30 protein-coding genes and 1 pseudogene are annotated in these 22894 nt (G+C 68.1%); 18 read left to right on the top strand and 13 right to left on the bottom strand.

Annotated elements, in window-relative coordinates; genetic code table 11:
* Nucleotides 1-458 precede the first annotated feature (458 nt).
* Complete coding sequence (locus ACJA3G_RS02495; RefSeq protein WP_406551182.1) at nucleotides 459-1358, top strand: WD40 repeat domain-containing protein; 900 nt, start codon at nucleotides 459-461, stop codon at nucleotides 1356-1358.
* Between the two features lie 135 nt (nucleotides 1359-1493).
* Here ACJA3G_RS02495 and ACJA3G_RS02490 read toward each other — a convergent pair.
* Both ACJA3G_RS02490 and ACJA3G_RS02485 read right to left on the bottom strand, forming a co-directional pair.
* Nucleotides 1494-1715, bottom strand: a pseudogene (locus ACJA3G_RS02490) (hypothetical protein); the annotation flags it as partial.
* Nucleotides 1716-1887: 172 nt separating this feature from the next.
* A complete protein-coding gene (locus ACJA3G_RS02485; RefSeq protein ID WP_406551181.1) occupies nucleotides 1888-2289 on the bottom strand; it encodes a hypothetical protein in 402 nt (133 codons plus the stop codon).
* A 603-nt stretch (nucleotides 2290-2892) separates the two neighbouring features.
* Between ACJA3G_RS02485 and ACJA3G_RS02480 the strand changes: the two genes are divergently transcribed.
* The gene (locus ACJA3G_RS02480; RefSeq protein ID WP_406551180.1) at nucleotides 2893-3777 is read left to right on the top strand and encodes a GNAT family N-acetyltransferase; all 885 of its coding nucleotides are present in this window, start codon (nucleotides 2893-2895) and stop codon (nucleotides 3775-3777) included.
* Nucleotides 3778-4865: 1088 nt separating this feature from the next.
* Nucleotides 4866-5501 (top strand): hypothetical protein, encoded by a 636-nt coding sequence (locus ACJA3G_RS02475; RefSeq protein ID WP_406551179.1) that lies wholly within the window; start codon nucleotides 4866-4868, stop codon nucleotides 5499-5501.
* 132 nt (nucleotides 5502-5633) lie between these two features.
* Here ACJA3G_RS02475 and ACJA3G_RS02470 read toward each other — a convergent pair whose 3' ends face one another.
* From ACJA3G_RS02470 to ACJA3G_RS02460, 3 genes are all read right to left on the bottom strand, one after another.
* Nucleotides 5634-7301: an NAD(P)/FAD-dependent oxidoreductase gene (locus ACJA3G_RS02470; RefSeq protein WP_406551178.1), complete on the bottom strand. Its 1668-nt coding sequence runs from the start codon at nucleotides 7299-7301 to the stop codon at nucleotides 5634-5636.
* A 417-nt stretch (nucleotides 7302-7718) separates the two neighbouring features.
* Nucleotides 7719-8099, bottom strand: a complete 381-nt coding sequence (locus ACJA3G_RS02465; protein ID WP_406551177.1) for a hypothetical protein — start codon at nucleotides 8097-8099, stop codon at nucleotides 7719-7721.
* On the bottom strand, nucleotides 8096-8353 hold the full coding sequence (locus ACJA3G_RS02460) for a hypothetical protein (protein ID WP_406551176.1): 258 nt from the start codon (nucleotides 8351-8353) through the stop codon (nucleotides 8096-8098). The genes ACJA3G_RS02465 and ACJA3G_RS02460 overlap by 4 nt, the downstream gene beginning before the upstream one ends.
* Nucleotides 8354-8482: 129 nt before the next feature.
* Here ACJA3G_RS02460 and ACJA3G_RS02455 point away from each other — a divergent pair, with 129 nt between their 5' ends.
* Both ACJA3G_RS02455 and ACJA3G_RS02450 read left to right on the top strand, forming a co-directional pair.
* Entirely contained in the window at nucleotides 8483-8971 is a 489-nt protein-coding gene (locus tag ACJA3G_RS02455) for a hypothetical protein (RefSeq protein WP_406551175.1), read from the top strand.
* Nucleotides 8972-9212: 241 nt separating this feature from the next.
* The gene (locus ACJA3G_RS02450; protein ID WP_406551174.1) at nucleotides 9213-9398 is read left to right on the top strand and encodes a hypothetical protein; all 186 of its coding nucleotides are present in this window, start codon (nucleotides 9213-9215) and stop codon (nucleotides 9396-9398) included.
* Nucleotides 9399-9419: 21 nt separating this feature from the next.
* Here ACJA3G_RS02450 and ACJA3G_RS02445 read toward each other — a convergent pair whose 3' ends face one another.
* The 3 genes from ACJA3G_RS02445 to ACJA3G_RS02435 all read right to left on the bottom strand — a co-directional run bounded on the left by ACJA3G_RS02445 (nucleotide 9420) and on the right by ACJA3G_RS02435 (nucleotide 10884).
* The gene (locus ACJA3G_RS02445) at nucleotides 9420-9593 is read right to left on the bottom strand and encodes a hypothetical protein (RefSeq protein ID WP_406551173.1); all 174 of its coding nucleotides are present in this window, start codon (nucleotides 9591-9593) and stop codon (nucleotides 9420-9422) included.
* Nucleotides 9594-9765: 172 nt separating this feature from the next.
* A complete protein-coding gene (locus ACJA3G_RS02440; protein WP_406551172.1) occupies nucleotides 9766-10377 on the bottom strand; it encodes a hypothetical protein in 612 nt (203 codons plus the stop codon).
* Between the two features lie 327 nt (nucleotides 10378-10704).
* Entirely contained in the window at nucleotides 10705-10884 is a 180-nt protein-coding gene (locus ACJA3G_RS02435; RefSeq protein ID WP_406551171.1) for a hypothetical protein, read from the bottom strand.
* 719 nt (nucleotides 10885-11603) lie between these two features.
* On the opposite strand from ACJA3G_RS02435, the gene ACJA3G_RS02430 reads away from it, so the two are divergent.
* The 3 genes from ACJA3G_RS02430 (at nucleotide 11604) to ACJA3G_RS02420 (ending at nucleotide 13007) form a co-directional block, all read left to right on the top strand.
* Nucleotides 11604-11948 carry a hypothetical protein gene (locus ACJA3G_RS02430; protein WP_406551170.1) on the top strand — a complete coding sequence of 115 codons (345 nt, stop codon included), beginning with the start codon at nucleotides 11604-11606 and terminating at the stop codon, nucleotides 11946-11948.
* A gap of 588 nt (nucleotides 11949-12536) precedes the next feature.
* Entirely contained in the window at nucleotides 12537-12719 is a 183-nt protein-coding gene (locus ACJA3G_RS02425; RefSeq protein WP_406551169.1) for a hypothetical protein, read from the top strand.
* A 111-nt stretch (nucleotides 12720-12830) separates the two neighbouring features.
* Nucleotides 12831-13007, top strand: coding sequence for a hypothetical protein (locus ACJA3G_RS02420; RefSeq protein ID WP_406551168.1), 177 nt, complete (start codon nucleotides 12831-12833; stop codon nucleotides 13005-13007).
* A gap of 214 nt (nucleotides 13008-13221) precedes the next feature.
* Here ACJA3G_RS02420 and ACJA3G_RS02415 read toward each other — a convergent pair whose 3' ends face one another.
* The 3 genes from ACJA3G_RS02415 to ACJA3G_RS02405 form a co-directional block, all read right to left on the bottom strand.
* Nucleotides 13222-14160, bottom strand: coding sequence for a helix-turn-helix domain-containing protein (locus tag ACJA3G_RS02415; RefSeq protein ID WP_406551167.1), 939 nt, complete (start codon nucleotides 14158-14160; stop codon nucleotides 13222-13224).
* 13 nt (nucleotides 14161-14173) lie between these two features.
* On the bottom strand, nucleotides 14174-14446 hold the full coding sequence (locus ACJA3G_RS02410) for a hypothetical protein (RefSeq protein ID WP_406551166.1): 273 nt from the start codon (nucleotides 14444-14446) through the stop codon (nucleotides 14174-14176).
* A gap of 566 nt (nucleotides 14447-15012) precedes the next feature.
* The gene (locus tag ACJA3G_RS02405) at nucleotides 15013-16731 is read right to left on the bottom strand and encodes a hypothetical protein (protein ID WP_406551165.1); all 1719 of its coding nucleotides are present in this window, start codon (nucleotides 16729-16731) and stop codon (nucleotides 15013-15015) included.
* A 778-nt stretch (nucleotides 16732-17509) separates the two neighbouring features.
* Between ACJA3G_RS02405 and ACJA3G_RS02400 the strand changes: the two genes are divergently transcribed.
* The 10 genes from ACJA3G_RS02400 to ACJA3G_RS02355 all read left to right on the top strand — a co-directional run bounded on the left by ACJA3G_RS02400 (nucleotide 17510) and on the right by ACJA3G_RS02355 (nucleotide 22057).
* Entirely contained in the window at nucleotides 17510-18127 is a 618-nt protein-coding gene (locus ACJA3G_RS02400; protein WP_406551164.1) for a hypothetical protein, read from the top strand.
* A complete protein-coding gene (locus ACJA3G_RS02395) occupies nucleotides 18124-18381 on the top strand; it encodes a hypothetical protein (RefSeq protein ID WP_406551163.1) in 258 nt (85 codons plus the stop codon). The genes ACJA3G_RS02400 and ACJA3G_RS02395 overlap by 4 nt, the downstream gene beginning before the upstream one ends.
* Complete coding sequence (locus ACJA3G_RS02390) at nucleotides 18378-18509, top strand: hypothetical protein (protein WP_406551162.1); 132 nt, start codon at nucleotides 18378-18380, stop codon at nucleotides 18507-18509. The genes ACJA3G_RS02395 and ACJA3G_RS02390 overlap by 4 nt, the downstream gene beginning before the upstream one ends.
* A gap of 4 nt (nucleotides 18510-18513) precedes the next feature.
* Complete coding sequence (locus tag ACJA3G_RS02385; RefSeq protein ID WP_406551161.1) at nucleotides 18514-19083, top strand: hypothetical protein; 570 nt, start codon at nucleotides 18514-18516, stop codon at nucleotides 19081-19083.
* Nucleotides 19084-19198: 115 nt separating this feature from the next.
* Complete coding sequence (locus ACJA3G_RS02380; RefSeq protein WP_406551160.1) at nucleotides 19199-19579, top strand: hypothetical protein; 381 nt, start codon at nucleotides 19199-19201, stop codon at nucleotides 19577-19579.
* Between the two features lie 40 nt (nucleotides 19580-19619).
* Nucleotides 19620-19916, top strand: a complete 297-nt coding sequence (locus ACJA3G_RS02375) for a hypothetical protein (protein WP_406551159.1) — start codon at nucleotides 19620-19622, stop codon at nucleotides 19914-19916.
* An 89-nt stretch (nucleotides 19917-20005) separates the two neighbouring features.
* On the top strand, nucleotides 20006-20686 hold the full coding sequence (locus tag ACJA3G_RS02370) for a GGDEF domain-containing protein (RefSeq protein ID WP_406551158.1): 681 nt from the start codon (nucleotides 20006-20008) through the stop codon (nucleotides 20684-20686).
* Entirely contained in the window at nucleotides 20683-21138 is a 456-nt protein-coding gene (locus tag ACJA3G_RS02365) for a hypothetical protein (RefSeq protein ID WP_406551157.1), read from the top strand. Before ACJA3G_RS02370 ends, ACJA3G_RS02365 begins: the two co-directional genes overlap by 4 nt.
* A complete protein-coding gene (locus ACJA3G_RS02360; RefSeq protein ID WP_406551156.1) occupies nucleotides 21135-21695 on the top strand; it encodes a WhiB family transcriptional regulator in 561 nt (186 codons plus the stop codon). The genes ACJA3G_RS02365 and ACJA3G_RS02360 overlap by 4 nt, the downstream gene beginning before the upstream one ends.
* Nucleotides 21695-22057 carry a hypothetical protein gene (locus tag ACJA3G_RS02355; RefSeq protein WP_406551155.1) on the top strand — a complete coding sequence of 121 codons (363 nt, stop codon included), beginning with the start codon at nucleotides 21695-21697 and terminating at the stop codon, nucleotides 22055-22057. Before ACJA3G_RS02360 ends, ACJA3G_RS02355 begins: the two co-directional genes overlap by 1 nt.
* A 46-nt stretch (nucleotides 22058-22103) precedes the next feature.
* Here ACJA3G_RS02355 and ACJA3G_RS02350 read toward each other — a convergent pair whose 3' ends face one another.
* A complete protein-coding gene (locus tag ACJA3G_RS02350; RefSeq protein WP_406551184.1) occupies nucleotides 22104-22379 on the bottom strand; it encodes a histone-like nucleoid-structuring protein Lsr2 in 276 nt (91 codons plus the stop codon).
* A 311-nt stretch (nucleotides 22380-22690) separates the two neighbouring features.
* Nucleotides 22691-22888 (bottom strand): hypothetical protein, encoded by a 198-nt coding sequence (locus ACJA3G_RS02345; RefSeq protein WP_406551154.1) that lies wholly within the window; start codon nucleotides 22886-22888, stop codon nucleotides 22691-22693.
* Nucleotides 22889-22894: the final 6 nt, after the last annotated feature.

Raw genomic sequence — 22894 nt, 5'->3', positions numbered from 1 at the left:
GTTCGCTGCCGCGCGGGTAGCGCTCAACGCGAGGCTGGCGGAGCTGCGCACGACGCGGCCTCCCGTCCCTGCGGACGATCGCTGCGCACAGCCAGAGCGCATTGGGTTACACCACGGTCAGCAAAGTCCTGTCTGGCGACGGCCTGCCCCGCCAAGAACACCTGCTCGCCGTCGTACGCGTGCTGCTCGCCCTCGATGGCAACGGCCGCCTGACCATCGGCAGACCTCTGCGTGACGACGATCCCGCATTGGGGCCCTGGCGGGCACCCTGGCAGACCCTGGCTCGCCTTCACCATCAGCGCACGGCACGGGCCTCGGCGCCGTCGGGGCAAGAGCCGACGGCGCCGCCGGTGCCTGGGGAGCCGGCAGCTTCGCCGCCTTCGGAGCAGGTACGGCTTGCGACGCCTCCAGCCCAGGCACCCACAGCAGGATCTGAGAGGCCATACACGTCTCGGAGAATGTTCAAGGCCCATTACGGATCCGTGTGGGCGGTGGCCCTCTGTTCCTACCCACGCCGTCTGCTGGTGACGGCCGGTGCTGATGGAACGGTGCGGCTGTGGGATCCGGCGACCGGACGTCCCGTCGGCGACCCGCTCTCCGGACGCATCGGCAACGTGCTGTCGGTCGCGTTCTCGCCCGACGGCCGGCTGCTGGCAACCGCCGACACACACAAAAAGGTCCGCCTGTGGGACACCGCCAGCCGCCAGCCCGTCGGCAGGCCCCTCACCGGCCACACCGGGAGGGTGCAGGCGGTCGCGTTCTGCCCCGGCGGCAGCCCTCTGCTGGCCAGCGCGAGTGAGGACACGACGGTACGGCTGTGGAACCCGATCAGCCGCCAGCCTGTCTGTCCTCCCCTCACCGGCCACGCCGGCAGCGTGCAGGCGCTGGCGTTCTCCCCCGACGGCAAGCTCCTGGCCAGCGCGAGCGAGGACAATACCGTGCGGCTGTGGAACCCGGTCACCCATCAGCCATTCGGCAGACCTCTCATCGGTCACACGGGCAGCGTCCTGGCCGTGGCGTACTCGCCTGACGGCCGTCTGCTGGCCAGCGCGGGTGACGACAGGACAATCCGGCTGTGGAACCCGGTCACCCGTCAGTCCATCGGCACGCCGCTCACCGGTCACACCGCCGGCGTCCTGGCGGTGACGTTCTCGCCCGACGGCCGGGTCCTGGTCAGCGCCGGGGATGACGAGACGTTACGGCTGTGGAACCCGCTCACCGGACAGAGCGCCGGCGCCCCTGTCGTCAACAATCCCGGCAGCGTGTGGACGATGGCTTTCTCCCCCGACGGCCGCACCCTGACTACCGCCGGCGACGCACCAACGGTGCAGATATGGGAGGGACTGGGCCAGCTGTGAACAGGGTCCGCGGACGGCACGCCCTGGTTGGCGGTGCTCGCCGAAGACCTGCGCCAGGATCTGGCCGCCTTCGTGAACGCCAGCGTCCGTCGTCAAGGCAGGAACGAGGTTGGCGCCACCGCCAGGAGGCGGGCGTCAGGGGTTGAGGTCCAGCACGCGGACCGGCTTCCCGGCCGGGGCGGTGGTCGTGACGACAGCTCCTTCGGGGCGATCTGCTGTGGGCTGCGCCGCGTACTGGCTGTGAGCCGCAGCCCACGTCTGCTGCTGTGAGATGGCCAGTGCGGCAGCCAGGTGCAGGTCGAGGACGGAGATGCCGGGCAGGGAGGCCAGGTGTTCGGCCGTGCCGGGCCCTGCGCGGGCCGGACGCTGTCACCGTCCCGGGGCAGACCGGAGCTCGATCAGCGCGACCTGGACCGCATCCAGCGCGAGGGCGGCCACCGCGTAGAGCAGTTGCTATCGAATCGCATCCGCAGACGCCGCTGAGCCCACCCCCGTTGTGTGCGGGACCACTGCCGCAAGCCCCTCGACTTCACTTCACGCACGCTTCAGATTTACGGATTGCAGCCACAAATCCCTTTCCGTACACGCTCTCATTATCGTTCAGCGTCTGACATAAGCGTGGATCAAGGAAGGCGTCGTGGATTGACTGGCTCCATGAGACCCAATCATCGCATCGCGCATCATCCTGCTTAGAGCCGCGCAAAATTAGATGACCATCACTTGGGAAGCATGAGACGAGTCCCGGGAGCGTTGAGTATGCATAGTCCCAGTAGTCAAGGTTCCATTTAAATATCGCTTTCAACTGCGCCCGCTCCATCGCATCTTTAACCTCCTTAAACTCCGTGCCCTCCATCACATATCCGGTCAGGGTTCGATTTTCTGTCGACGCCAAGTACTCGTCCTGATTGAGGGGCCTGCTGGTACAGGCCATCGAGCCTGGATGCAGAGACCTGATCCGCCGCCTCCTCTGCCTGGTCACGAGCAGCCAAGGTTTGCAGGTATGCGAATCCCAAAGTAGTCAGCGCCAAGATGCCTAGCGCTATCTCCAGCATGAATCTACGCCGCTCAAGAATTGTCGCATGATGGGTCACTAAAGGTGTTGGAGCAGGCGTGGGCGACCCGTCAGGATCGGGCTGAGGCCCAGGAGAGGGCGACACACTATCTGTCATACTCTTTGCCACCTCGCCCTGAAATCATAAGGCTATAAAACACGGTCCAGCTTGCGTGACTTGCGTGCACCATACCCAAAAATCTGGCACCACAGAAGGGATCCGCAAGAAGGAACGTTCGTTCGTTAATTTGCTTCACTCGAACCCCCTCCTTTCACCTCATTCTCTTACTCAAATATTCAAGTTGAGGGGCGCAGCGCCATGCCAAAACCCCTGCCCCGATACGTCGCTTCCGATCCACCCGGCCCACGGCGAGTGAACCCCCTCGGATTCCTCCGTGACGGCCGCCCGATCTGCCCTACAAGGGTGGCTCGTGTGAGGGCGCCCCCGCTCCCGTGCCGGTCGGAAGCCCGGCCCCGGGCCCTGTGCCGGGTACGGCCCCGGACAAGGCACTCGGGCCTACGGTTAGTGATCCGGCCGCCGAGCAGCAGCTCGCCGACGCCACCGCCCGCGCTGAGCAGGCCGCCGCCGAGCGCGACGAGCTGCGCGCCGCCCTCGACGCGGTGACCAAGGCGCTCACCCCGCGGATCCGCTCGTCGTCGAAGGGGACGCCGGCACGGCGCAGCGCCACCAACCTGGTACGGGCGACTTGGGCCTGTTCTGCCTTGGAGCGGGGCATGGCGGTGGGGCTCCCCCATGTCGTGGTCAAGCCCCGCGCCTCCTCCTTGATTCGGTTCACTTCGCTGCGCGGATCCGCGTATGTTGCGCCGATGCTTGCTTATCCATCCCCCTGGCTCGCCGCAGTTCCTTTGACTACGCCGCGTCTCTCCTTGGAACCGCTCCGCGTGGAGCACGCGCGTGAGGCGGTGTCCGTCTTCGACGATGCCCGGCTTCATACGTGGACGGGTGGGACGCCCAGCTCGCTCGCGCAGCTCGAAGCCCAGTACGGGCGCCAGTCGGCGGGTCGGTCGCCAGACGCTACGCAAGGGTGGCTCAACTGGATGCTGCGCAGGACGTCGGACGGGCAGCTGGTCGGCACGGTCCAGGCCACGTTGTACCGGCCGGCCGCCGGGGACGCGCTTGAGGCGTCGCTCGCATGGGTGGTCGGTGTCGACTACCAGAACGAGGGCTATGGGCGCGAAGGAGCGCTCGCCATGGCATCTTGGCTGCGTGCACAGGGGGTGGACGGGCTGGCGGCGTACATCCATCCAGGGCATCACGCGTCGATGAGCATCGCACGGGCGCTCGGGCTGAGGGCGTCCGATGTGGTGGAGGACGGCGAGGTCCGGTGGAGCGATTCAGGAAAGTAAGGCGGTAGCGCCTGTGGTAAAAAGCCGCCCGTAGGGTCGAGGACTGGAAACGGAGCGGAAGCCACCGCGTCAGTCCCCCGACCCTACGGGGGATCAGCCGAATTGACCGCCTGCCCCCGCCTGGGCCGCAGGCGGCCGGCCCCTGTGGGAGCTCCTGCGCGTCCCACCACCTCAAAACCGCCATAGCCAGCCATGAGAGATCGGTTCCGCAGTCGGTCTCGCTGCGGGTGGCGGGCCGGCGGACGTTCCAGCCGCGCCCAGATCGGGGCAACCGGCGCCAGGGCAGCCCGCTGGTCTCCGACGCCATGGGGCATCCTCTTCCTCTGCCGCCGTCCTGACCTTTTACCGGCTCGGCCTCACCCAGAGTCGGCCGTGGGCTCAGGCGGGGGTGAATGTGAGGCCGCCAAGACAGTCAACCGCGCGAAATCCAGCGTGAGCGGGGCCGGCCGCGCCTCAGGCGCTGTGGCCCTTCCACCTGCACGCAGCGATCCGCACCGCCGTACACGACGACGGCCACAGCGAAGACCGCTGGACCCCGGCCGACTGGCACCAGGCCGTCACCCGCGCCCTGGCCGCCCTCGGCTACCCATGGACCACCACCTCCACGACCGGCCCCAGCCGCCGGCTCCTGATCGCCTGTCTGCGCCAAGGCCTGCGCCTGGCCCGCGATCACCGCCTCACCGCCTCACCGACCTGGGCTGGCTCACCGACGCCGCGTTCGCCTAAACCGACGACTCCGTCTGGGAACCCCTCGCCCCGGCCGCACCGGGCGAAGAGGCGGGGCTGGACACCTCTGCCGACGCGCTGGCCGAACTCCTCACCGCGATCGCCCGGCGCCAGCACGGGCACCGCCAGCACACCATCGACCGCCTCACCGCCGTCCTGGACACCCGCATGCTGCCGACCGGCCTGACCGAGATGGCCCTCTACTACCGGGCCAAGTCCCACAAGGACCTGGGACACAGCCAGGAAGCCCGTACCGGTATGCGACAGGTCGCCGACGAAGGCGGCCGCCTCGCAGCCCGCGGCCTGCGCGGCCTCGCCAACCTGGCCCGCCTCGCCGGCGACTTCCCCACCTCCCTGGCGCCGTGCCCACCCTCGGCTGGGAAGGACGACACTGGCGCGTCCTGGGCGACATCCACTGGTCCCACGGCGACACCGCCCAGGCCGCCGCAGCCTTCGAGGCCGGCCGCACCGAGGCTGAGCAGCACCAGTCAGCCGGTGAACGGGCCCTGCTCCAGGTCCGTCTCGCCCAGACCTTCGCCTTCGCCGACCCGGCGCGCACCGATGACGAACTCGCCTTCGCCCACCAGCTCCTGGACGGCCTCGACCAGCGCGCCAACACCCTCCGCGCCCATATCGCCGCGCTCATCAGGGACGCGGGAGCCGCCGACGTCACCGACCGCGCCCACAGCCTGCGCACCGGCATCGACACCAGCGGCCTTCCCTACCTCCACCGGTTCGTGGAACTGGCCCTCGCCTTCCACCGCGCCGTCTGCAATGACGCCGGCGGCCTGGCCGCCACCGTCGGCCGGCTCCACGAACTCACCGATGACACAGGCGACTTTTCCCACTTCATCGACATCGCCCACTTCATGGCCGACCTGCCGCTGCCCTCCCCCACCGCCACGCGATGGATCGACGGGAACGAGACCGTACGCAACCGCTGGCGCCACCTTGTCACTACTCGGCAAGCCCTTTTGGAAGGGGAGAGGAACTCATGACAGCTATCGCGATGTACACCGCGGCGATCTGGGGTGTGGCATTACAGCCAGGCAGGGAGTTGGCGCCGCCTGCGGCGGCGATGCTCCTGATCAGGAAGAAGGTTTGAAGATCTCGAACTCTAATCTTCTCCCCTATGCAGACCTATTCAATCCGGCGCATATTATCCGGTCCTTGAGTGCCGGACTATTAGCGTCCTGCAGTACTCTCTCCCATCTGTCATCTTCGTTGAGGTATTGCTCCATCGAGGCCACGGCTGCCACACCTTGACCCACCGCCTGGCCCACCCGACGTTGAGTGTTTACTCGCATGTCTCCGACCGCGAACAGCCCGCGCTCACTGGTCTCGAAGGCCAACGTTTTAGACTGGCAATGCGCGTCGGTCAGCACGTAGTCATCCTTGAACTCAAGAGCAAGCTTGGACCCAGACCCTCTGAGCCATGCCGTATTCGGCTTTCCCCCCGTCATTATGTAGACCCTATTTGCAGGAACGACGCTCATAATACCGTCGATCATGATGCGCACCCCCTCCAGCCGGTCCTCCCCGACGAACCCGAGCGTTTCGGCCCCAAATTTGATGGGGATGTCAGCATTTTTAAGTTCGACGCGCAGCGCTACGCTCATCTTGGACCCTCGTGTGATCACGATCGGCATGGCACCGCATTCCTGAAAAAGCAAAGCAGCCCTGGCGCCACTCAAACCACCACCGATGATCGCGATCGACTCACTCATCTCTCTCAGAGCGTCGGCCTTTTCGGCATTGTACTGAACAGACCCCATCTTGATGAATTGGTCTTCTCTGTCCGACTCTTCCCTGTTTTCAGCGAACAGAGTTCGAGTCCTGGTGTCCTGACCGCATGCCAGGAGCACCATGCCCGCAGACACTTGGTCTGTCGAGTCCGCACCGTCCACTCCCACAGTGAACCGGCCGTCGCCGTCCAAGCTGCGCTCGATCGAGGTTGCCGTCACAGTGGGCAGTACGTCGATACGGAGATGTTTCACCTGCTCGACAGCCAGCTTGATAAGCCGGGTGCCTGATATCCCTGCTGGGAAGCCGAGATAGTTCCGGATCAAGTTGATTGACGTGACTGCACATCCTCCCGGATGCTGAGCCTCGATTATCAAGGTACTCAGCCCGCCTGCAGCCGCGCTCACGGCAGCCGACAAACCAGCCGGACCGGCCCCGACGACGACGAGGTCATATTTATGCTCGTACAGCTTTCGCATCAGGGGTGGGAATACTTGTAGTACGTTGCATAGGTGCCCTATTTCTGGGCTTGCGACCGATCCTTGAGCGGAGGTCATGATGAGGGAATCAGAGGTATGATCCCACGTATAGGCAGTGCCGTTGAGTAGAAGGAATCGCCTCAATCGCAGGGCACTACTGGTTGTCGAGTCCCCCGTGAAAGTAACCTGCGGATGTGGTGGCTTCCAGTTGAAGAACAAAAGCTCCACGGCTCTCTCAAGCTGTCTAAGTGCTGCGGGGGGATACGATATTCTCCCGTCGTCCCCGGTTTGGAAGTTATCCTTCAGGGGGAGCAGTTTGGGCTGGCACTCCAAGGGTGACTGATCAATTATGGCTGATAGAACAGTAAGAGTGAAATCTTCCGATTCAAGCTCGTAGATCACGCCCACCAGCTGATCTCGCCCACTGGCGTTCAGGGCCATGCCGAGTTCATCCACGGCAACAGGTGTGATTGCGATACCGCCTTCACACCAATCATCCAGCTCTTGGCGCAGCGCTTCCCGTTTAAAGGGATCCGAATGAAGTACAAGAAGCGTTGGGTGATCGTCTGCCGCCATGCCGGGCCTCCAGTTGTCGCTCTGGAAAGTGGCAGAAATTGCGATTCAGCGACTTCTCCATCCATCGTCTCCCCTGGAGCGTGCCCCTGCATTCGGGGGGCCGATGCCGTAGTGATTTGGCAGGCCGCCCAACCGCACCGCCGCGGACAGGAAGAGGCACACGGAACGTACTCGTATCGACTGGCACAGCCACCGCTCTGAGGCCAGCAGGCCTCGGTGGAGTCGGCTGGTGTCCATTTCGTAGCCCGCCGCAGGCACTTGAGTGCCCCGTCCTGACGACGTACTGCGTCTTGCCCATGAGTGAGGGCGCAGACCTCAACGGCCTGCGCCCTCACTGAGCTTCACCGAGGGACCTCACAGTCCACCTTCCCTCTGTGCACCGCGTCTACCTGCGGAAACGACCTGTGTGACTCACACCTAGGGTGTGAGATCGAGGACCCGGACGGGAAGACCTTCCCACTGCTGGGGGACCGTGGTAGCGACGACCGCTCCATCGGGGCGGTCCGGGGTGGGCTGCGTCGCGTACTGGGCGTGGGCGGCTGCCCAGGTTTCCTGGCGGGCGACGGCCAGTGCGGCCGACAGGTCCAGGTCAAGGACGGTGATGCCGGGCATCGCGGCGATGTGTTCGGCAGTGCCGGGCCGGGTCCGGTCGGCTTCGACCAGCGCGCAAGCCGGGGCGTACAGGAACCAGCCCGGCTCGGCGTGCGCGCGGTGGATCAGCCGGGAGGCGAGAACGTTGCCCTGGCCGGCCGCCGCCATCGCGGTCTCGTCCAGGACGATGTGCACGGGCTCGCTCACCGGCCGGTCACCTGCGCGAGGCGGCGGTCCAGCTCGGCGTCCAGGTCGTGTTCCTGGGCTGCGGTCGGAGCGTACCCGTTCCACTCCTTGAGTGCGACTTTGGCTTTCTCGGCCCGCTCGGCCCGCTCGGCGGGGGTGAGCAGCGACTCGGCGAGGCGGGCCAGGTAGGCCCTGAGCGACAGCCCCTCGGCGGCCGCGATCGCTGCGAGGCGGTCCTTCGCCTCCTCGGGGACACGGATGTTGGCATCAGACATCGTTGCGCTCCTTCCCATCCCTCAAGGATACGGGTACGTACCCGTATCCGTTGCGCGCCCGTACGGTGGAACTCGAATCGAATAAAGGTTTGATATCGCAAGGAAGGAGAATTTGGGAGAGCGCGATAGTTGGCGCGCAGGGTGACCTCCTCGGTGACCTCCTCGGTGACCTCCTCGGTGACCTCCTCGGTGACCTCCTCGGTGACCTCCTCGGTGACCTCCTCGGTGACCTCCTCGGTGACCTCCTCGGTGCGCGAGGTGTCCGATGCGCTCGCCTGGGACGTCGCGGTCAGCCTGGACCGGATCCTGCCCCCCGACATCCTGGGCCCGACCGTCAGGAAGGCGATCCTCCACGACTTCGCCTCGTCCATCGAGCTGACCGAACGCAACAGCCGCAGCATGAAGGAGCCGCTGCAGCCGGAGCGGGAGAAGTCATGGTGGCACCTCAACCTGACGGCCCCGGTGGCGAAGATGCTCGACTGGTATATCCGCCACCACCCCGAGTCGGCCCACTTGCAGATCGGCGAGATCATGCGCGGGGCCCGCGACGAGTGGGCGTGCCACCGCAGGCCACGCTCCGGGCGCTGCGCCAGGCCCTGTCCCTCGACGGTGAGCTGACCGAGCAGCAGCGCGAGACGTACTTCGCGCTTCTGTCCCCGCGTGAGGACATCGGCTGATCACACCGCACGAACAAGGGGGCCGGAGCCAATGACAGTGGCTCCGGCCCTTACGCGTGACTGTAGCCGCCACCTCGACCTGACCTGGAGTTCCGGGCCCGGACGCCCGGACAGCCCTCTCCCGTGGGGGACAGGCGGCTGCGATGCTCGGCACCTACCCCATCCGTCTCGGGAGGACCAGCATGGAACTGAGCGCGACCGGCAACCCCGTCGTAACGCACGCGGACCCACAAGTCCGAGTCGGCCTCGACATCCAGGTGGGCACGCTCCTGCTGGCCCAAGACGGCACTGACTTAGTGATGCACCAGGCCGTCGTGGAGTTCGCCGCGCCCGACCAGGTGCCCTGGACGGCGCAGGAGGTTCGGTGACCGCGTCGTCAGGCACCCGGGCTAGAAGGCGGTCGCCACGTCGGTCGCCTTCGACGGGCGGCCCCAGCCCTGGCTCCGATGGATCGCGGCGAGCAGGACAGGCTCGAACCCAGCCGCCGCGAGCGAGGCGTCGTCGGCCAGACCGACCTCGGCGAGGACCGACAGCTGGACGGCGTCCTCGATGCCCTCCCCCACGCGTCGCGCACGGTCTGACGGACATGGATCCGGGCCTGCAGCTCGGCGGTGGAGTCCTGTTCACCGGCGCGGCGGAGCGCGGCAAGGGCGTGGCCCCGGACGGCGAGGGCGTCCAGGAGCAGCGCGGCCTCCTCGGCGTCGGGCTGCATCGGCGCCGCCACGGCCGTGGGCTTCACGCCCCCCTGCGCAGCTGCTCCATGCGCGTGGGCAGCGGCTCCCAGGAGGGCTGTCCGGCCATCTCGATGTTCGTGTCGACGACCGCGCGGGTCCAGGCGCGGGCCAGGCCGCGGGGCATCAGCGGGGTTCCGGCGGGCACGGCCTGGCCGTCGTGGTGGTTGCCGTGCAGCGACACCCACAGCGCGGTCGCGGTACCGCCGACACAGGTGAGCAGCCGCTGGCGTTCGGGCAGCCACCGCTTGAGGCCGGCCCGGGAGAGTGCGGACAGGGCGAGCAGCTCGGTGAACGCCTCCGCCTCGCTCCATCCCTGGGGCCGGCGCACCACGCGCAGCTCCTCCAGGGTCGGTGAGAGGTCCTCGATCTCGCGGGCGCACAGCTCGCCCGCCCGGATCCCGGTGTCGCAGACGACCGCGCCGATGGCGAGCATCCGCAGCCGGCTGGTGGTGGCGTCCGGGGAGTCGGCGAGTTCGGTGAGCTGAGCCCGCAGCAGCGCGCAGGGCCGTTTGGCGACCGGCGTCTTGTGTGGCGGGTCGGGCTGCGGCGGCAGGTCGGCGACGTCCTCGGCGCCGCACGCGGTGACGAGCAGCACCGGACGCGAGTCGGGCATGCAGAAAAGCGCAGCTCAAGCCACCTTCTGTGGATAACTCGGCTATGCGCAGGACTGGCCCTGCATGTGACGCAGATCACTCAAATTTCATCGTCGATGCCGACCCCAAGCTCCATCAACGGCCTCCAAGTTGTTGGGCAGGGCGGCCCCTCAGGGAAGAGATCGCCGATGGCGCGGTGGACAACGTCGTGCCAGACGGGTCCGGGGGCACCAAAGGGCCGCGTCAGCGGAGTGCTGACGCGGCGTAGTTGGCCCTGTTCTCGTATAGCTACGGCCAGGTGGGGAGTAGCCGTGCGTCATGTTCAGGGTTGAGGTCCTGACAGCCAATCAACGCTCGGCGTCGACCATGAGGGTGTTGACGCGGTTCTCGTACTCGCGGCGGGCCTTGCGCTGCGCAGGGATCACCCCGGCGCCGTCGAGGACCTGGCAGCGGGCGAGGAGTTGGCGGTGCACCACAGGCAGCGCAGTGACATGCGCCGTGCAGCGAACGACAGGTACGTCGGTCATCTAGGGGGCGAAGGGATTCTGTGCAGCTCAAGAGCGTGATCGAGGGGCGCAGGCAAGTCTCGCGCCGCCGCAGGGCGAGGGCCGTGCTGAATTCAGGGCGGTATCGCTCATGTCGGCGTGGAGAGACAGGACCGCGCTGAATGCCTCGCCGTCGGGGGCGAGGCTGAAGTATCGACGATTTTTTCGAACTGAACGTCAAGACGTGCGCCTTCCCTCGCTGGGCCGAAGTGGAACACCGGGAGGGTTGGTCTACCTCGGCTTGAGACTAGTAGCGGCTATGGGGTCCGTGGAGCGGAGAGGCGCTCGTAATTCCGCGCTCACAGGGAGACACGGCAAAAGGTGGAAAGTCGGAGTAACTCCCTGAAAGCGGTGGGACACTGGGGAGTCGCAACACGAATCGGGGGGTTCATATGTCCGATCACGCACAATCCTCTGCGGACACGCCGGACTCGTCCCACCCTCCGGAGGCGCAGCCTGATCGGTGGACGATCGCAAACAGCATCATTACTCTGCTGACCTCGGCGTTTGCCTTCGCGGGAGGATTTGTCGCTCTGCCTGCGGTCGGTGTCGACCCTCCTACCGTCACCAGAGAAACGGTGACTGCCCCTGCGCCGGCGCCTGCGACGGTGACGGCGCCCGCTCCCTCCGGGGGAGGTGGTGGGGCGCCATCCGACTCCAGCAGCTCCGCCGACACGCCTTCGGAGCGCTGGTCGGGGCACGTGAAGCTCAATCAGTCGCTGGAGTTGGACTCGCTTCCTCCAGAAGTCGCTGGCCGCGGCGATATCCACTCCGTAAAGGTCACAAGCAGCCGGGAAGCAAAGTTGACGGCCTACAGCTTTGGCACAGCTGAGTTTGCACTGGTGCCTGCGGGCGACAGCCCGAGTCCTCAGGAGTGCACGCTGCTCGTGAAGACGCAACCGGTCGGTACGGTCGCGATGACTATCGGCAGAACAGTCTGCGCGGTCAGCGATCAGGGGCGGCCGACTCTGATCACGCTTACGGCCGTCGACCAAGAGGCCCAATCGGTGGGTTTGGATCTAACCGTCTGGGAGAAGCCAGAGTGATCCTCGTCGGGCGCTGAGAGCAACCCAGAACCGCTGCCAAGGGGTCACATCATCTTGGTCGCGAGCGCTGCAACGACCAGTTCGCGTGTGGCTTCGGCTTCGGCTGTGTGTGGTTCCCGGGTGCGTGGTGGCGCCACGTCCTTCCAGGCGCGGCAGCGAGTTGAGCGGTGGTCTCGTCGTGCTCCGTGGCCAGGTTTTGAACGACGTGCCTCATGTCCCTCACTACGCTTTATCGCTGGGTTCGGCGAGGTGCGACCGGAGGAGTTGTTCGCTGCGGCACCGTGGCGGACGTTTCGCTGGTATCTGGTCCAGGCGCACAGTCTCGACACCGAGCGCGGCCTGGGTGGGCAATTCCATACCTAAATCAACGCCTCGGAAGCAGGGAGAGATGCACCACATTCACAGGGATCGATGTATGCAGGTGGGGATCTACGTAGGGATCTATCCAGGGGTCGATGCGTCGCAGCATGGATCTATTGGCCTGTCGGCGCATGGGTGGGTCTATCGGTACGGCTATCGGTATACGGGAGGGCAGATCAGTCGGCCGGGCGGTGGTCGGCGGGTAGCGAGGCGGGTATGGGTCACAGCATGAATCAGCTCACCCGGCGCCGCTGGATCTGGTCTCCCATCACCTCCTGGCAGGCCAGGCGGATTTCCCGTCTGACCGGCCTGCCCCACGACGAGGCATGGCTCAAGCTCCGCGCGACCACACACCCCGAGGAGGCCGCCGCGTTCGGGCGCCCGTTACCGGCCGATCCTCCCGAGCGCTGACCAACACCGCTGGCCGTCGGCGAGGTCAGGATCGGAGCTGGTCGGTGGACGGCCTGTGGTGTCAGTGACGGCGGGCATCCTTGGTCGCCAACATCCGCAGGAGGAGGAGTCGTGCTCAGAGAAAGCCACTACACCGCTGCAAAGACCTTCGCCAAGCTCGCCGAGCAGACCCTTGAAGGGGTCACCGACCAGGGGGCGAAGGCGCAGACACTCGCCCTGATCGCGCTCACCCACGCCGTACTGGAAGCCAGCTACGACATCAGTAGCGCCATCAACGAGCACACGTGATCGGCGCACTGGCCTGAGCGCCGGAGGCCCCGGACCATGGTTGTCCGGGGCTTCTGCGCGCCTCGGGTCACTGGATGCTGTCGCTGGGGGCGAGCAGGCTGGTGACTTCGGCGAGGGCGGCCGCGCCGGGCTCAGCTGAGAACCGGGGAGCGGGTCATCGACCACCGTGGTTCCCAGTAGGCCGGGGCCTGGTGGCCTCGCCCCCCCCTTGCGGTCAAGCTGCCGGATCGGCGGCCTCATCACGCTCTCCGGGCAGAGAGAACAGTGGTTCCATCCCGTTCCTCTCCTCCTTCAGCCTCCTCTCCATCCGTCTGATGAGTGCTGCACGGTGCATCCTGGGGCTGATACTGGCCCACGACGTCTCGTCAGGTGACGCGCCGTCCACCTCATACAGATCGTGCTGTTTGGCGGTGGGCTGCACGGAGGGACGCGGACGCGGAACCAGCGGTCGGTAGTAGCGCGGCCCGGTCTGGACCGGCACCCCCATCCCCATCTGAGTGGAGACGTAATGGTCCTCTCGGGGCGTGACGATCAGGAAGTTGTCGTGCGCCGCCGACCCCTCAGCCAGGCCCGCGTCCTCTTGCTTCTCGAGGCGCCAGGCCCGGCTCCACGCGTCCTCCCACTCCTTCCACATGTCAGGGGGAACCTCGCAGGCGCGCAGGAACGCCATGTACTGCTCCTGGCAGTGCGGCACGGTCTGCTTGTTCACAATGCGGTGGGCGGAGCTGCGCGGCAGTGCCCCGTACCCGCCGGCGCGCTCTTCCATGAGGCGTAGCGGAGGCGCACACGCCTCTTCGTACAGTCCTCGCAAGGCTGCACTGAGGTCGGTGAAGTCCCGCACCAGGCCGGGCCGTGGGGCAGGTTGGCGACTGAAGCGGGAATCGGCGCGGATGTGTTCGCGTCGGGCCCTCTGCCACAGCCTGCGGGCTTCCTCGGGAAGGCCGTCGCACCCGCGGGTGTAGGCCAACACCGCCACGAGGGTCGGCACCGACTTGCCGGAAGCAGCTCGCTGCAGGGTCGTGGCGTGCAGTCCGGCCCTGCTGGCGAGCTGTCGGTAGGTCAACTTCGCATGGGCGCGCTGATCGCGCAGCCACTCGGCGAGATCCCGAAGCGCGGCGTACGGCGTCGTGATCTCTTTCTCCCGCCTGCCCATGGCGCCGCCCCCGTCAGACGGCTGCCAGGACAGACCTGAGCAGCACCCTGGCACCGCCGAGAGACAGGCGGGTGCTGAGCGCGATGGTGGCTCCCGCGACGAGGCCGGCACCGGCAAGCAGCATCAGCACCTGCGGCCCGGGCAGACCAGCCAGGGCGACCAGGACCGCCGCAGCCGTGACCACCACGATGATCACGACGGCCTCGGTGCCGGCGAGACGGCGACCTCTGGTCGGGATGCTCGGGTGCTCGACGCACGGACTGGTGGAGGGGGGCTGCTTAGGCATGACATCTCCGTACTGCGCCCGTGGCCTCTCGGCCACCGGACGACGTCGACCCCGGGGGTGGGGTATTGGCTCCATCTGGGTTGCATCACAGGCCGGTTGCTGCCGTCCTAGGCGTGGTGCGTGGAGAAGATGGTGGCACCCCCGAACCGACAACTTGTACGCCGTGAAGCAGCGACGAGGAAATTGATGCGCGCCCGTCCCCGTGAGAGTTCCGTAACTTCTGTATCTCTTCGCCGGGCCTGGCAGTCCACTGATCTGTGCCTCACGCGCCTGGCCTGCGAAGTGGGTGCACCGCAACGTCGCTGTGCGTGACTGTCCCGCAGAGGTGGTAGTGCGAATTGATGCGCGGGCGCCCCAATCGGCCTTGCACGCGTGCATGGTGCCCTGTCACGATCCCCGCGTACGGACGCCGTACGACCCCTGATGGCTATTGGCTCCATCCACTGATCAGCAGGGATTCGCGAGTTCCGTGTTGCTGCGCGGGACCCAAGAAGGGCTGGAGGCCCGCCTTCGCGGCCTCCAGCCCTCTTTGCGTGACCTAACGTCAGCGGAACACTGACGTGGCGTTATCGCCCCCTGGCGGGACCTGAGTGGCCCTGGGTCGGCGGCTGGTACCGGTACTCGTTCTGTGCCCGGCGGGTGTTCTCGCGGGCCTGCTCGGCGGCCTCTTGCCGGGCCTGCTTGATGTATGCGGCACGCTGCTGTGCCTCGGCTGCGTGCTGGGTGGGGGCCTCGGTCGCCATGCAGCGCAGCGACTTCTCCTCCCGCAGCTTGCCCGCCGTGGCGGCGTGCTTCGTCGCGTTGCCACGCTGCTCCGCGGCTTGGCGCTCGGCGGCGTCGGCCTTGCGTGCGACCCCGCGGTCGGTGTTCCCCTCGATCTCCGGGAGGCGTTCACGCATCGCGGCGAGCCGGTTCCGCAGCTCGTCGACCTCGCGCGGGCCTTCCCGGCACGAGCCCTGCTCCTCAAACAGGCCGATCGTCTCCGGGCTGCGGATCTCGGCCCACGCCTGACGTACGGCATCGTCGGCGGCCCGCCCCGCCCGGAGGACCTCGTGGTACGCCGCGCTCTCCTTCTGCGCGTACTCCCGGGCCAGCTCCAGCGTCTCCTTGCGGCTGGTGCCGGCCAGCCGCAGCGCCAGACGGGACTTGCTCATGGCCTGCTCGATCTGGCGGGCCACCTGCTGCGCGTGCCGCATCGCCTCGTGCGCCCGCTGCTGGTTGGCGCGCTCGGTCGCGGCGAGAGCAGCGAGCTCGTCGGCACGGTCCAGCACCGTGGCGACCTTCCGGGCCCGTTCCTGGCCGGGGGTCACGGGCGCGGCCAAGGCCTCGCGCCAAGCCTCGGCCTGGCGGGTGAGGTCGGCGGCCAGTCGCTCGGCGCGGTTGCCTTCGGCGGTGTGCTGCGCGATCAGCGAGGTGAGGCGCTGACCGGACAGGTGGCCGAACTTGCGGTCGCCCCACGCCTTGATCACCGGCTCCGGCCGCTGCTCCTGCTGCGGCTCGGGTCGGGAGGTGAACCCGGCGGCGAGCAGCTGCGCCAGGCGGGCCTGCTGCTCTTCGGTGATCTGCGGGACGTCGTCGTCCTGCAGACGTTCCCGGGCGGCGTCCAGGCGGGCTTGGCGGGCCGCCGCACGCTCAGCGGTCGCGTCGGGCTCCGCCGAGCCGGGGACGGCCCCTTCGTGCTCGGGCTGCACCTGGTGCGGGACGGGCGCCAGGGGCCGGACCTCGGGGGCGGGCGCGAGCTCGCCGGAGACCATCCGGTCGTCGGTGTCGCCCTCGAGGGAGTCGGCGTACGCGGCGACCGTCCGCTCCAGCCGCTCCTGCTCGCTGCGGGCCTCGCCGAGACGCAGGCGGGTCTCCTCGCTCTCGACGACGTCGGCGGCCAGCCACAGTGGGTGGCGATCCGATCCCGGGAGATCACCGGGTACAGGTCGTTCGCGGACGCTCCCACGCCGTAGGCCAGGGTGTAGTCGCAGGTGAGTCCCTGGGCGGCCACGATGGTCATCGCATAGCCGTGCTGCAGGGTGCCGTCGGCGATCTGGTCGGCGGTGATCCAGGCCCGCTCGACGGCGTAACCGCCGTCGTCGGCGGGGGGGGCGCCATTCGACGGCGACCCCGACCTTGGCGGCGTAGGTGACCTGTCCCCGGTAGCCGTTGAGGACGTCGACGTCGCCGCCGCGGCGGGTGCGGTAGTCGTTGCGCTTGATCCGGATGACGTCGCCGGCGGCGAGCTCCAGGCGCTCGCCGTTGGCCAGCGCGTAGGTGTGGCCGCCGGACAGTTCTTCCACTGCATTCCGCTCAAAACCTTGGGCTCGTGCCTGGAGTGCTACGACGGCACGCCCGCCGACCCCGCTTCCTACATCGCTCCCCCGGCCAAGCACCTGCTTGCCGCCTGATCTGAGAGGACACCAGCTCATGAGCACCGCCACCCTCGCCGCATTCACTGAGCCGGACCGCCCTAACAACCTGCTCATCCGGTTCATCACCGTCGGCGGCTCGTACGTGGATGTCACCGGCCCCGGCAAGCACTCGGAGAAGAACCGCTGGGGCTGCCACGGCTGCGGCGACTCCTCAGACCGCCCGAGGAGGACTTCCTGTTCTGTATCCGGCCGGACGCCAACAACCACGCCGCCACCTGCCGAGCTATCCCGCTCAGATGACCCCCGCCACCTGCACGGTGACCTGCTGCTGGCTGCCGCCGTCCCGCTCGCCGCGGCGACGGCCTCCGCCGCGCTCAAGGCCAGTCACCTCAAGCTCGACGCCGACCGGCACCGCATCGCAATCACCGTCCGCCCCCGGCCGGACTGCCCGCACTGCCACGGCGAGGGCGGCAGGTGGACCGGCGGAGCCTTCCCCGAGATGGAGGCTGCGGCTGCTGGTCCGACCGGCGCGAGCCGCGCATCCGGCTCCTGCCCATCCCGGCCTGGAACGAGCAGCCGCTCTGGACACCACCGCCCCGGCCGGCGACCGGCCGGGGGCGAAGGCACCACGGGGCGACCGCAGCCTCGGCAAGAGGCCGGCCGCCCCCGACCCCGCCCCGAATCCGAGATGAGGAGCACACCCAGCATGACCGATCGCCGCCGCGCCATCGAGGGCCTCGCCCTGGTCGCCGCCCTGACCGCCGTCTTCGACGGAGTCCATGCCCTGGGGGACCAGTTCGTGCAGAACTCGCACGACGCGACGACCAAGGGAATGCACGGCTCCCACCTGGTCTACAAGAACGACGGCTCCCCGGTGGAAGAGAGCCCCTGGCGTCACGGCAAGGAAGGCCGCACCTGCACTGCCAGCGCCTACGGCCGCCGCTCGGTGAGCCGACACGTCGCCAGCTACAGCGCCGTACAGCTCGCCTCCGCCCTCGCCGTCACCCGCACCCTCGGCTACGGCGTCCCCGCCAGCGCCCTGCTCACGGGCGCAGCAATCAACGCGATCACCCACGGAATCCTGGACAGGCGCGACCCGCTGCTCTGGCTCGCGGAGAAGACCGGAAAGTCCGGCTACATCAAGCACGCCACCGTCGTCCGCAAGACCGGCGGCGAGGGCACCGAGTGCCCCAACGCCATCCAGGACGTCTCCGGCCCCGGGACCGCGCTGATGGAGCTGGACCAGGCGGCCCACCGCGCGATCGGCGTGGCTGCCGCCCTCGTCACCACCTGGATCACCCTGCGCATGGGCAACCGCAGGTGACCCCCGCATGTGGCTGGGACCAGGCCATCTTCCGGTGCGGACGGTGCGGCACCGAGCACACCGCCACCAACGAGGACGACTACCTCAAGGCCCTCGGTGCGCACAGTGACGCCCACGCCCTGTGGGACCGGCTCAACCCCATCGAGCGCGACGGCCTCGTCTCGATCCTGCGGACCATCCTGTCCGCGCCGGACCTCGCCGTGGAGTTCTTGGCCCTCGCCGACCGGCAGCCGACGGGAGGCGACAGCCGGTGAGCACCGCCGCCATCTTCTCCATCACCTACGCCAGCGTCGTCGGCGCTCTCGCCACCCAGTTCGTGATCGCCGCCACCCGCCGAACCATCGCCCGCATCCACGCCCAGGCCGACCACAAGGAGCAGTAACCCCATGGCACTCAGCCTCTTCTCCCGCACCCACACCGAGCCGGAGCACACCCCGCAGCCGTGGCCGGAGATCGGCGAGACCTGGAAGCCCGAGGGCGTGATCGTCACCCAGCGCTTCCTCGGACTGGCCGGTGCCGTCGTCCTCGTCTACACCGCCGACGCCGGAGTCAACGGCACCTACTACGCCGTCACCTGCCCGGGCTGCTCTTACCGCACCCGCTCCAAGACGGACCACGACAACTACATCGTCTCCGAGCACGTGGGCGGGGAAATCGCCAACGCCCACGCCGCCCAGTGCCGGGCGCTCCCCCGCGACCTGGCGGGCTGCCCCGGCGATGACACCGCCCGCGAGATCGTGCTTGGGCGGCTGAACGCGGAGCGCCGCTCCGACTACGACGCCACGGTCTACCTCACCAGCTTCCACCTGGACCCCCTCGCCCTCCAGTGCTCCATCGATTGGATCGAGGAGGAGCTGCAGCGTCTCGCTGACAAGCAGCCAGAGTTCCTGACCGCCAAGCCGCGCACCTACAGCACCGGCACCGAGTTCACGATCCTGCGCCGCCCCCAGCGCTGACCGGACGCTCTCCGTACGGCCCCGCCGCACCGCCCCCGGGCGGCCGACGGCGGGGCCGTGCGGTGTCCGTCCGATCAGCCGAGACCGGACGACTGGCCCTCCCCCGGAGGTCACCGTGCCCCTAGCCCGCCGCTCCCTCATGGAAGCCGCCGCCGCCCGCTTCGGCTGGCGCCGCGCCTACGGCGACGCCACCCAGGTCGACGCACTGCTCACCGAGCAGACCGAGACCGCCTACACCGAAGCCGCCGACCACGCGCAACTGGCGACCGCCAAGAACGCCGACGTCCTCACCGTGCAGCCCTGCGTCCTGGACGTCCGAGGCCGCGTCCTGGCCGACGTCCTCTATCTGGAGGGCATCCTTGCCGGCGCCCGCAACCGCGGCCTGCCCCCGGAGCTCATCGAGCGTCTGGAGGACGCCGTCGGCCACGGCCACGAGCTGACCGTGCTGCTTGCGGACACCGTCCGCACCACCGTCGCCCACGCGACCGGCCACTGAGCGCCGGTTCACGACCAGTGATGGAAGGAGATGGGCCGTCATGCCGCTTCGCTACTTCGAGGTTGACGTCCCCACCAAGCACAACGACCAGCCTGGGCAGCGCATCCACATCTTCGTCGGCCTGGCCGAGGACCCCCTCGCTGCCCGCAACGCCGCGCACGACGCCTACGACCAGGCACGGCTGCTGCACCAGGCCGGGCAGGAGATCCCGCACGACTTCGTCAGCTGTTGGGGTGCCCGGGGGCTGCGGCCCGACTGGGACCTCGACTGGAACAAGGCGACGGCCGCTCCGTGGATGAACCCCCACGGCCTGCTCGGCACGCGCCGCACGTTCTGAATCCGCCCCGGGACGGCCGCCAAAGGCCGGAAAACCAGTCGGCCGCCCCGGGCCACCCATCCCGTACATGACGAGAGGGAGAGACCAGTATGGCCTCCACCGTGCCCTTACAGGCCCCGATCGGGCAACGTGCCCTGTTCCTCACCACACTCGCCGTGCCGCTGACCGGCTGGACCGTGCACGCGCTCACGCTGCACCGCAAGCTGTCCGCCGCCCGCCGCGACCCGCTCACGGGTCTGCTCGGACGCGACGGCTTCACCGCCAAGGCCCGGCAGATCACCGACCGGTACGGCGACCACGCCCTGGTCGGGATCGTGGACCTGGACCACTTCAAGCAGATCAATGACGGACCCGGAGGGCACGCCGCCGGCGACCGCGTCCTGGCCGCCACCGCCGCCCGGCTCACCGCCTGGGCGGGCAACCGCGCGGCGGTCGGCAGGCTCGGAGGGGACGAGTTCGCCTTCGCCGTGCGGATCGGACCTACCCGCCGCGAGTTCCGTCTCGCCCAGCTCACCGCCCTGCTCACGCAGCCGGTGGAGGCCAATGACGGCGCCCTGGTCGACGTCGCCGCCTCAATCGGCGCTGCCTGCCCCGACATCCTCGGCACCCGTGACCTGGCGATGCTCCAGCGGGCCGCCGACGCCGCGATGTATGCGGGCAAGCACACCGGCCGCGCCGTCCTTGCGGGACCGCAGCACGCCACGATGCCCTCCATCAACGGCCGCCGCGCCGGACGGCCGGGCACCAACCTGCTGGGACGGACGGCATGAACACGGCCACCCACCCCGCCGACCCGGGCACCTGGGTCCGCGGCATCACGATCCGCCAGCCCTGGACGACCTGCATCCTCGCGGGGAAGGACGTGGAGAACAGGCCGGCCCCCTGGTCCTGGCGCAGCCTGGTACTGCTGCACGCCGGAGCCGCCACCGAGCGGGCCCCGATGCGCGACCCGCTGGTCGCCACCGCGATCCGCGACCGCGCCCTGCACACCCGGGCCGTCATCGGCGTCGCCCGTCTCACCGGCTGCCACCAGGACGCCGTCGGCGCCGCCCCCTCCTCCCGCTGGGCGCAGCCCGACGCGTTCCATCTGGTCCTCACCGACGTCCAGGAGCTCGCGCTCCCCATCCCGTGGCTGAAACTCGGACCGTGGCGCCCCACGCAGGACCTCGTGAACCAGCTCCTCCTCCAACTCCCCCACCTCGCTCCGGAGGGCACTTCATGAGCGGCAACCGCACCGGCATTCGGCAGCCGCAGACGTTCATCGCGGCCGACGACCGGATCCCCTTCCCCCACACCGACCAGGCCCTGCGCTGCCGCACGGAACCCGGCCTGTTCGCCATCGAGGACATCCACAACACCGGTGAAGACCCCCGCGCCCGGGAGAAGGCCCTCCTCAAGGCCAAGCACGCCTGCTCCGGTTGCCCGATAGTCAACGGCTGCCTGAAGTGGGCGCTCGCCAACGCCGACCTGGCGAAGGCCGGGGTGTGGGCGGCGACCACCGCCCGCGACCGCAAGCAACTGCGCAAGCAGCTCGCGGCGCGGCTCGGGGACGACTGGATCGGCGTAGTCGCCGAACAGGACCGCCGCCGCCGTGAGCAGCAGCGCGCGGCGCGCGTCGTGCCGCCGACCGTCCGCGAATTGGCCCTCGCCAGGCTGGAGCTGGAGGGCATCCCCACCCGGCCCGCGCCGTACAACCGCTGGACGGAGCCGATCACCCCCGCACAGGCCGCGTCCAACCGGCACGTGCTGGAGCTGGTCGCCAGCGGCAAGGCCGCGTGATGTTCACCGACTGGACCGAAGCCCTCGAGGCCGAAGCGTTGCGCCTGGACCCGAACCCGGCGCAGCAACTCGCCGCCGCGGCCCGGATCACCGCCCGCAGCTCCCGCGACAAGGACGACCTCGCCCTGCTCCTGGACGTCCTCGGGCTGCCCACCGACACCGACACCCTCACCGCCCTGCTCCCCCTCCTACCGGAAACCGGAGACGCACCCACTGTGACGAACACCCCCGCCGCCCGGGCCCTGTCCGCGCACGAGGCCATGGCAATCTCTATGCACAACAACGGCGACACCGAGCAGGCCATCCGCGAGGCCACCGGCCTGAGCGAGACCGATCTATCTGCCCGCGTCCTGGACGGATGACCGCGAGCGATGCCGGAGGGCGGGCATCGACGACGGCGGCCATGGGTCAGCCGGCCTTCCGGACCGGCGCCGGGTGCGCGGCGTCGTATGCCTCCAGGATCCGCTTGGGCACCATGCCGTGGTCGGCGACCTGGTGACCGTGCTCGCGGGCCCAGGTCCTGATGGCGGCGAGCTCTTCGCGGGTACGCCCGCTGCCCAGACCCCGCGCGGATCGCCGCCAGCGTTGTTGATCTTTGAGATCACTACCCGGTAGTCGATGGCAGTCACCTCGTACTGGCCGGCAGCATAGAAGTCGCCGACCTGCTGGTCGTTGCCTTTTTATGCCTTAGTCGCACCGGTGCGTACGGCTCCGTAGGGGCTGTTGGAGGCGACCTGCTCGCGCATCTCGTCCGCCGCCGAATGCGGCTTACAACTAACCGATGGTCAGTCGGTACCGGCCAGCGTTGTCCTGGCTGCGGGCAGCATGAGCGGGCAGCTGGTGGACTCCGTCCTGCCCGCCGGGGCTTACGAAGCCACGCGCGGTCCAGGCCGGAGCGGATACAGGTGAGGTGAACGCGCTGGCGCAGCCCTCCACAGGAGGTTCTCCTGTGGAGGGCTACAGGCGCCGTATTGAAGGAACCGAGGAGCGAAACGCTACGAGTTCGTACGCATAGTTGCCTTCACACATTCCATCCAGTCGGTCCATGCAGCTGGGTCGAAGGTCTTTCCATTCTCCATGGAAATATCCCCAAGAAGCGTCAGGAGGTCATCGCCAGCACGGTTGGCGAACTGCCAGATAAACCTTGACATGGCTTCGAATGCTTGATGCTCATCCATTGAGTATTCGCCCACGATTTT

It is taken from the genome of Streptomyces sp. YS-3, assembly GCF_045257485.1.
Lineage (GTDB): Bacteria > Actinomycetota > Actinomycetes > Streptomycetales > Streptomycetaceae > Streptomyces.
The sequence above is the reverse complement of the archived record's forward strand: the minus strand, read 5'-3'. Positions and strand labels throughout refer to the sequence as shown.

Excerpts from the sequence above, each read along its gene's own strand:
- ACJA3G_RS02495 (WP_406551182.1), top strand. The coding sequence starts at position 459 with ATGTTCAAGGCCCATTACGGATCCGTGTGGGCGGTGGCCCTCTGTTCC.
- ACJA3G_RS02485 (WP_406551181.1), bottom strand. The coding sequence starts at position 2,289 with ATGGCCTGTACCAGCAGGCCCCTCAATCAGGACGAGTACTTGGCGTCG.
- ACJA3G_RS02470 (WP_406551178.1), bottom strand. The coding sequence starts at position 7,301 with ATGGCGGCAGACGATCACCCAACGCTTCTTGTACTTCATTCGGATCCC.
- ACJA3G_RS02460 (WP_406551176.1), bottom strand. The coding sequence starts at position 8,353 with ATGTCTGATGCCAACATCCGTGTCCCCGAGGAGGCGAAGGACCGCCTC.
- ACJA3G_RS02450 (WP_406551174.1), top strand. The coding sequence starts at position 9,213 with ATGGAACTGAGCGCGACCGGCAACCCCGTCGTAACGCACGCGGACCCA.
- ACJA3G_RS02440 (WP_406551172.1), bottom strand. The coding sequence starts at position 10,377 with ATGCCCGACTCGCGTCCGGTGCTGCTCGTCACCGCGTGCGGCGCCGAG.
- ACJA3G_RS02435 (WP_406551171.1), bottom strand. The coding sequence starts at position 10,884 with ATGACCGACGTACCTGTCGTTCGCTGCACGGCGCATGTCACTGCGCTG.
- ACJA3G_RS02425 (WP_406551169.1), top strand. The coding sequence starts at position 12,537 with ATGAATCAGCTCACCCGGCGCCGCTGGATCTGGTCTCCCATCACCTCC.
- ACJA3G_RS02415 (WP_406551167.1), bottom strand. The coding sequence starts at position 14,160 with ATGGGCAGGCGGGAGAAAGAGATCACGACGCCGTACGCCGCGCTTCGG.
- ACJA3G_RS02410 (WP_406551166.1), bottom strand. The coding sequence starts at position 14,446 with ATGCCTAAGCAGCCCCCCTCCACCAGTCCGTGCGTCGAGCACCCGAGC.
- ACJA3G_RS02400 (WP_406551164.1), top strand. The coding sequence starts at position 17,510 with ATGACCGATCGCCGCCGCGCCATCGAGGGCCTCGCCCTGGTCGCCGCC.
- ACJA3G_RS02385 (WP_406551161.1), top strand. The coding sequence starts at position 18,514 with ATGGCACTCAGCCTCTTCTCCCGCACCCACACCGAGCCGGAGCACACC.
- ACJA3G_RS02375 (WP_406551159.1), top strand. The coding sequence starts at position 19,620 with ATGCCGCTTCGCTACTTCGAGGTTGACGTCCCCACCAAGCACAACGAC.
- ACJA3G_RS02370 (WP_406551158.1), top strand. The coding sequence starts at position 20,006 with ATGGCCTCCACCGTGCCCTTACAGGCCCCGATCGGGCAACGTGCCCTG.
- ACJA3G_RS02365 (WP_406551157.1), top strand. The coding sequence starts at position 20,683 with ATGAACACGGCCACCCACCCCGCCGACCCGGGCACCTGGGTCCGCGGC.
- ACJA3G_RS02360 (WP_406551156.1), top strand. The coding sequence starts at position 21,135 with ATGAGCGGCAACCGCACCGGCATTCGGCAGCCGCAGACGTTCATCGCG.
- ACJA3G_RS02355 (WP_406551155.1), top strand. The coding sequence starts at position 21,695 with ATGTTCACCGACTGGACCGAAGCCCTCGAGGCCGAAGCGTTGCGCCTG.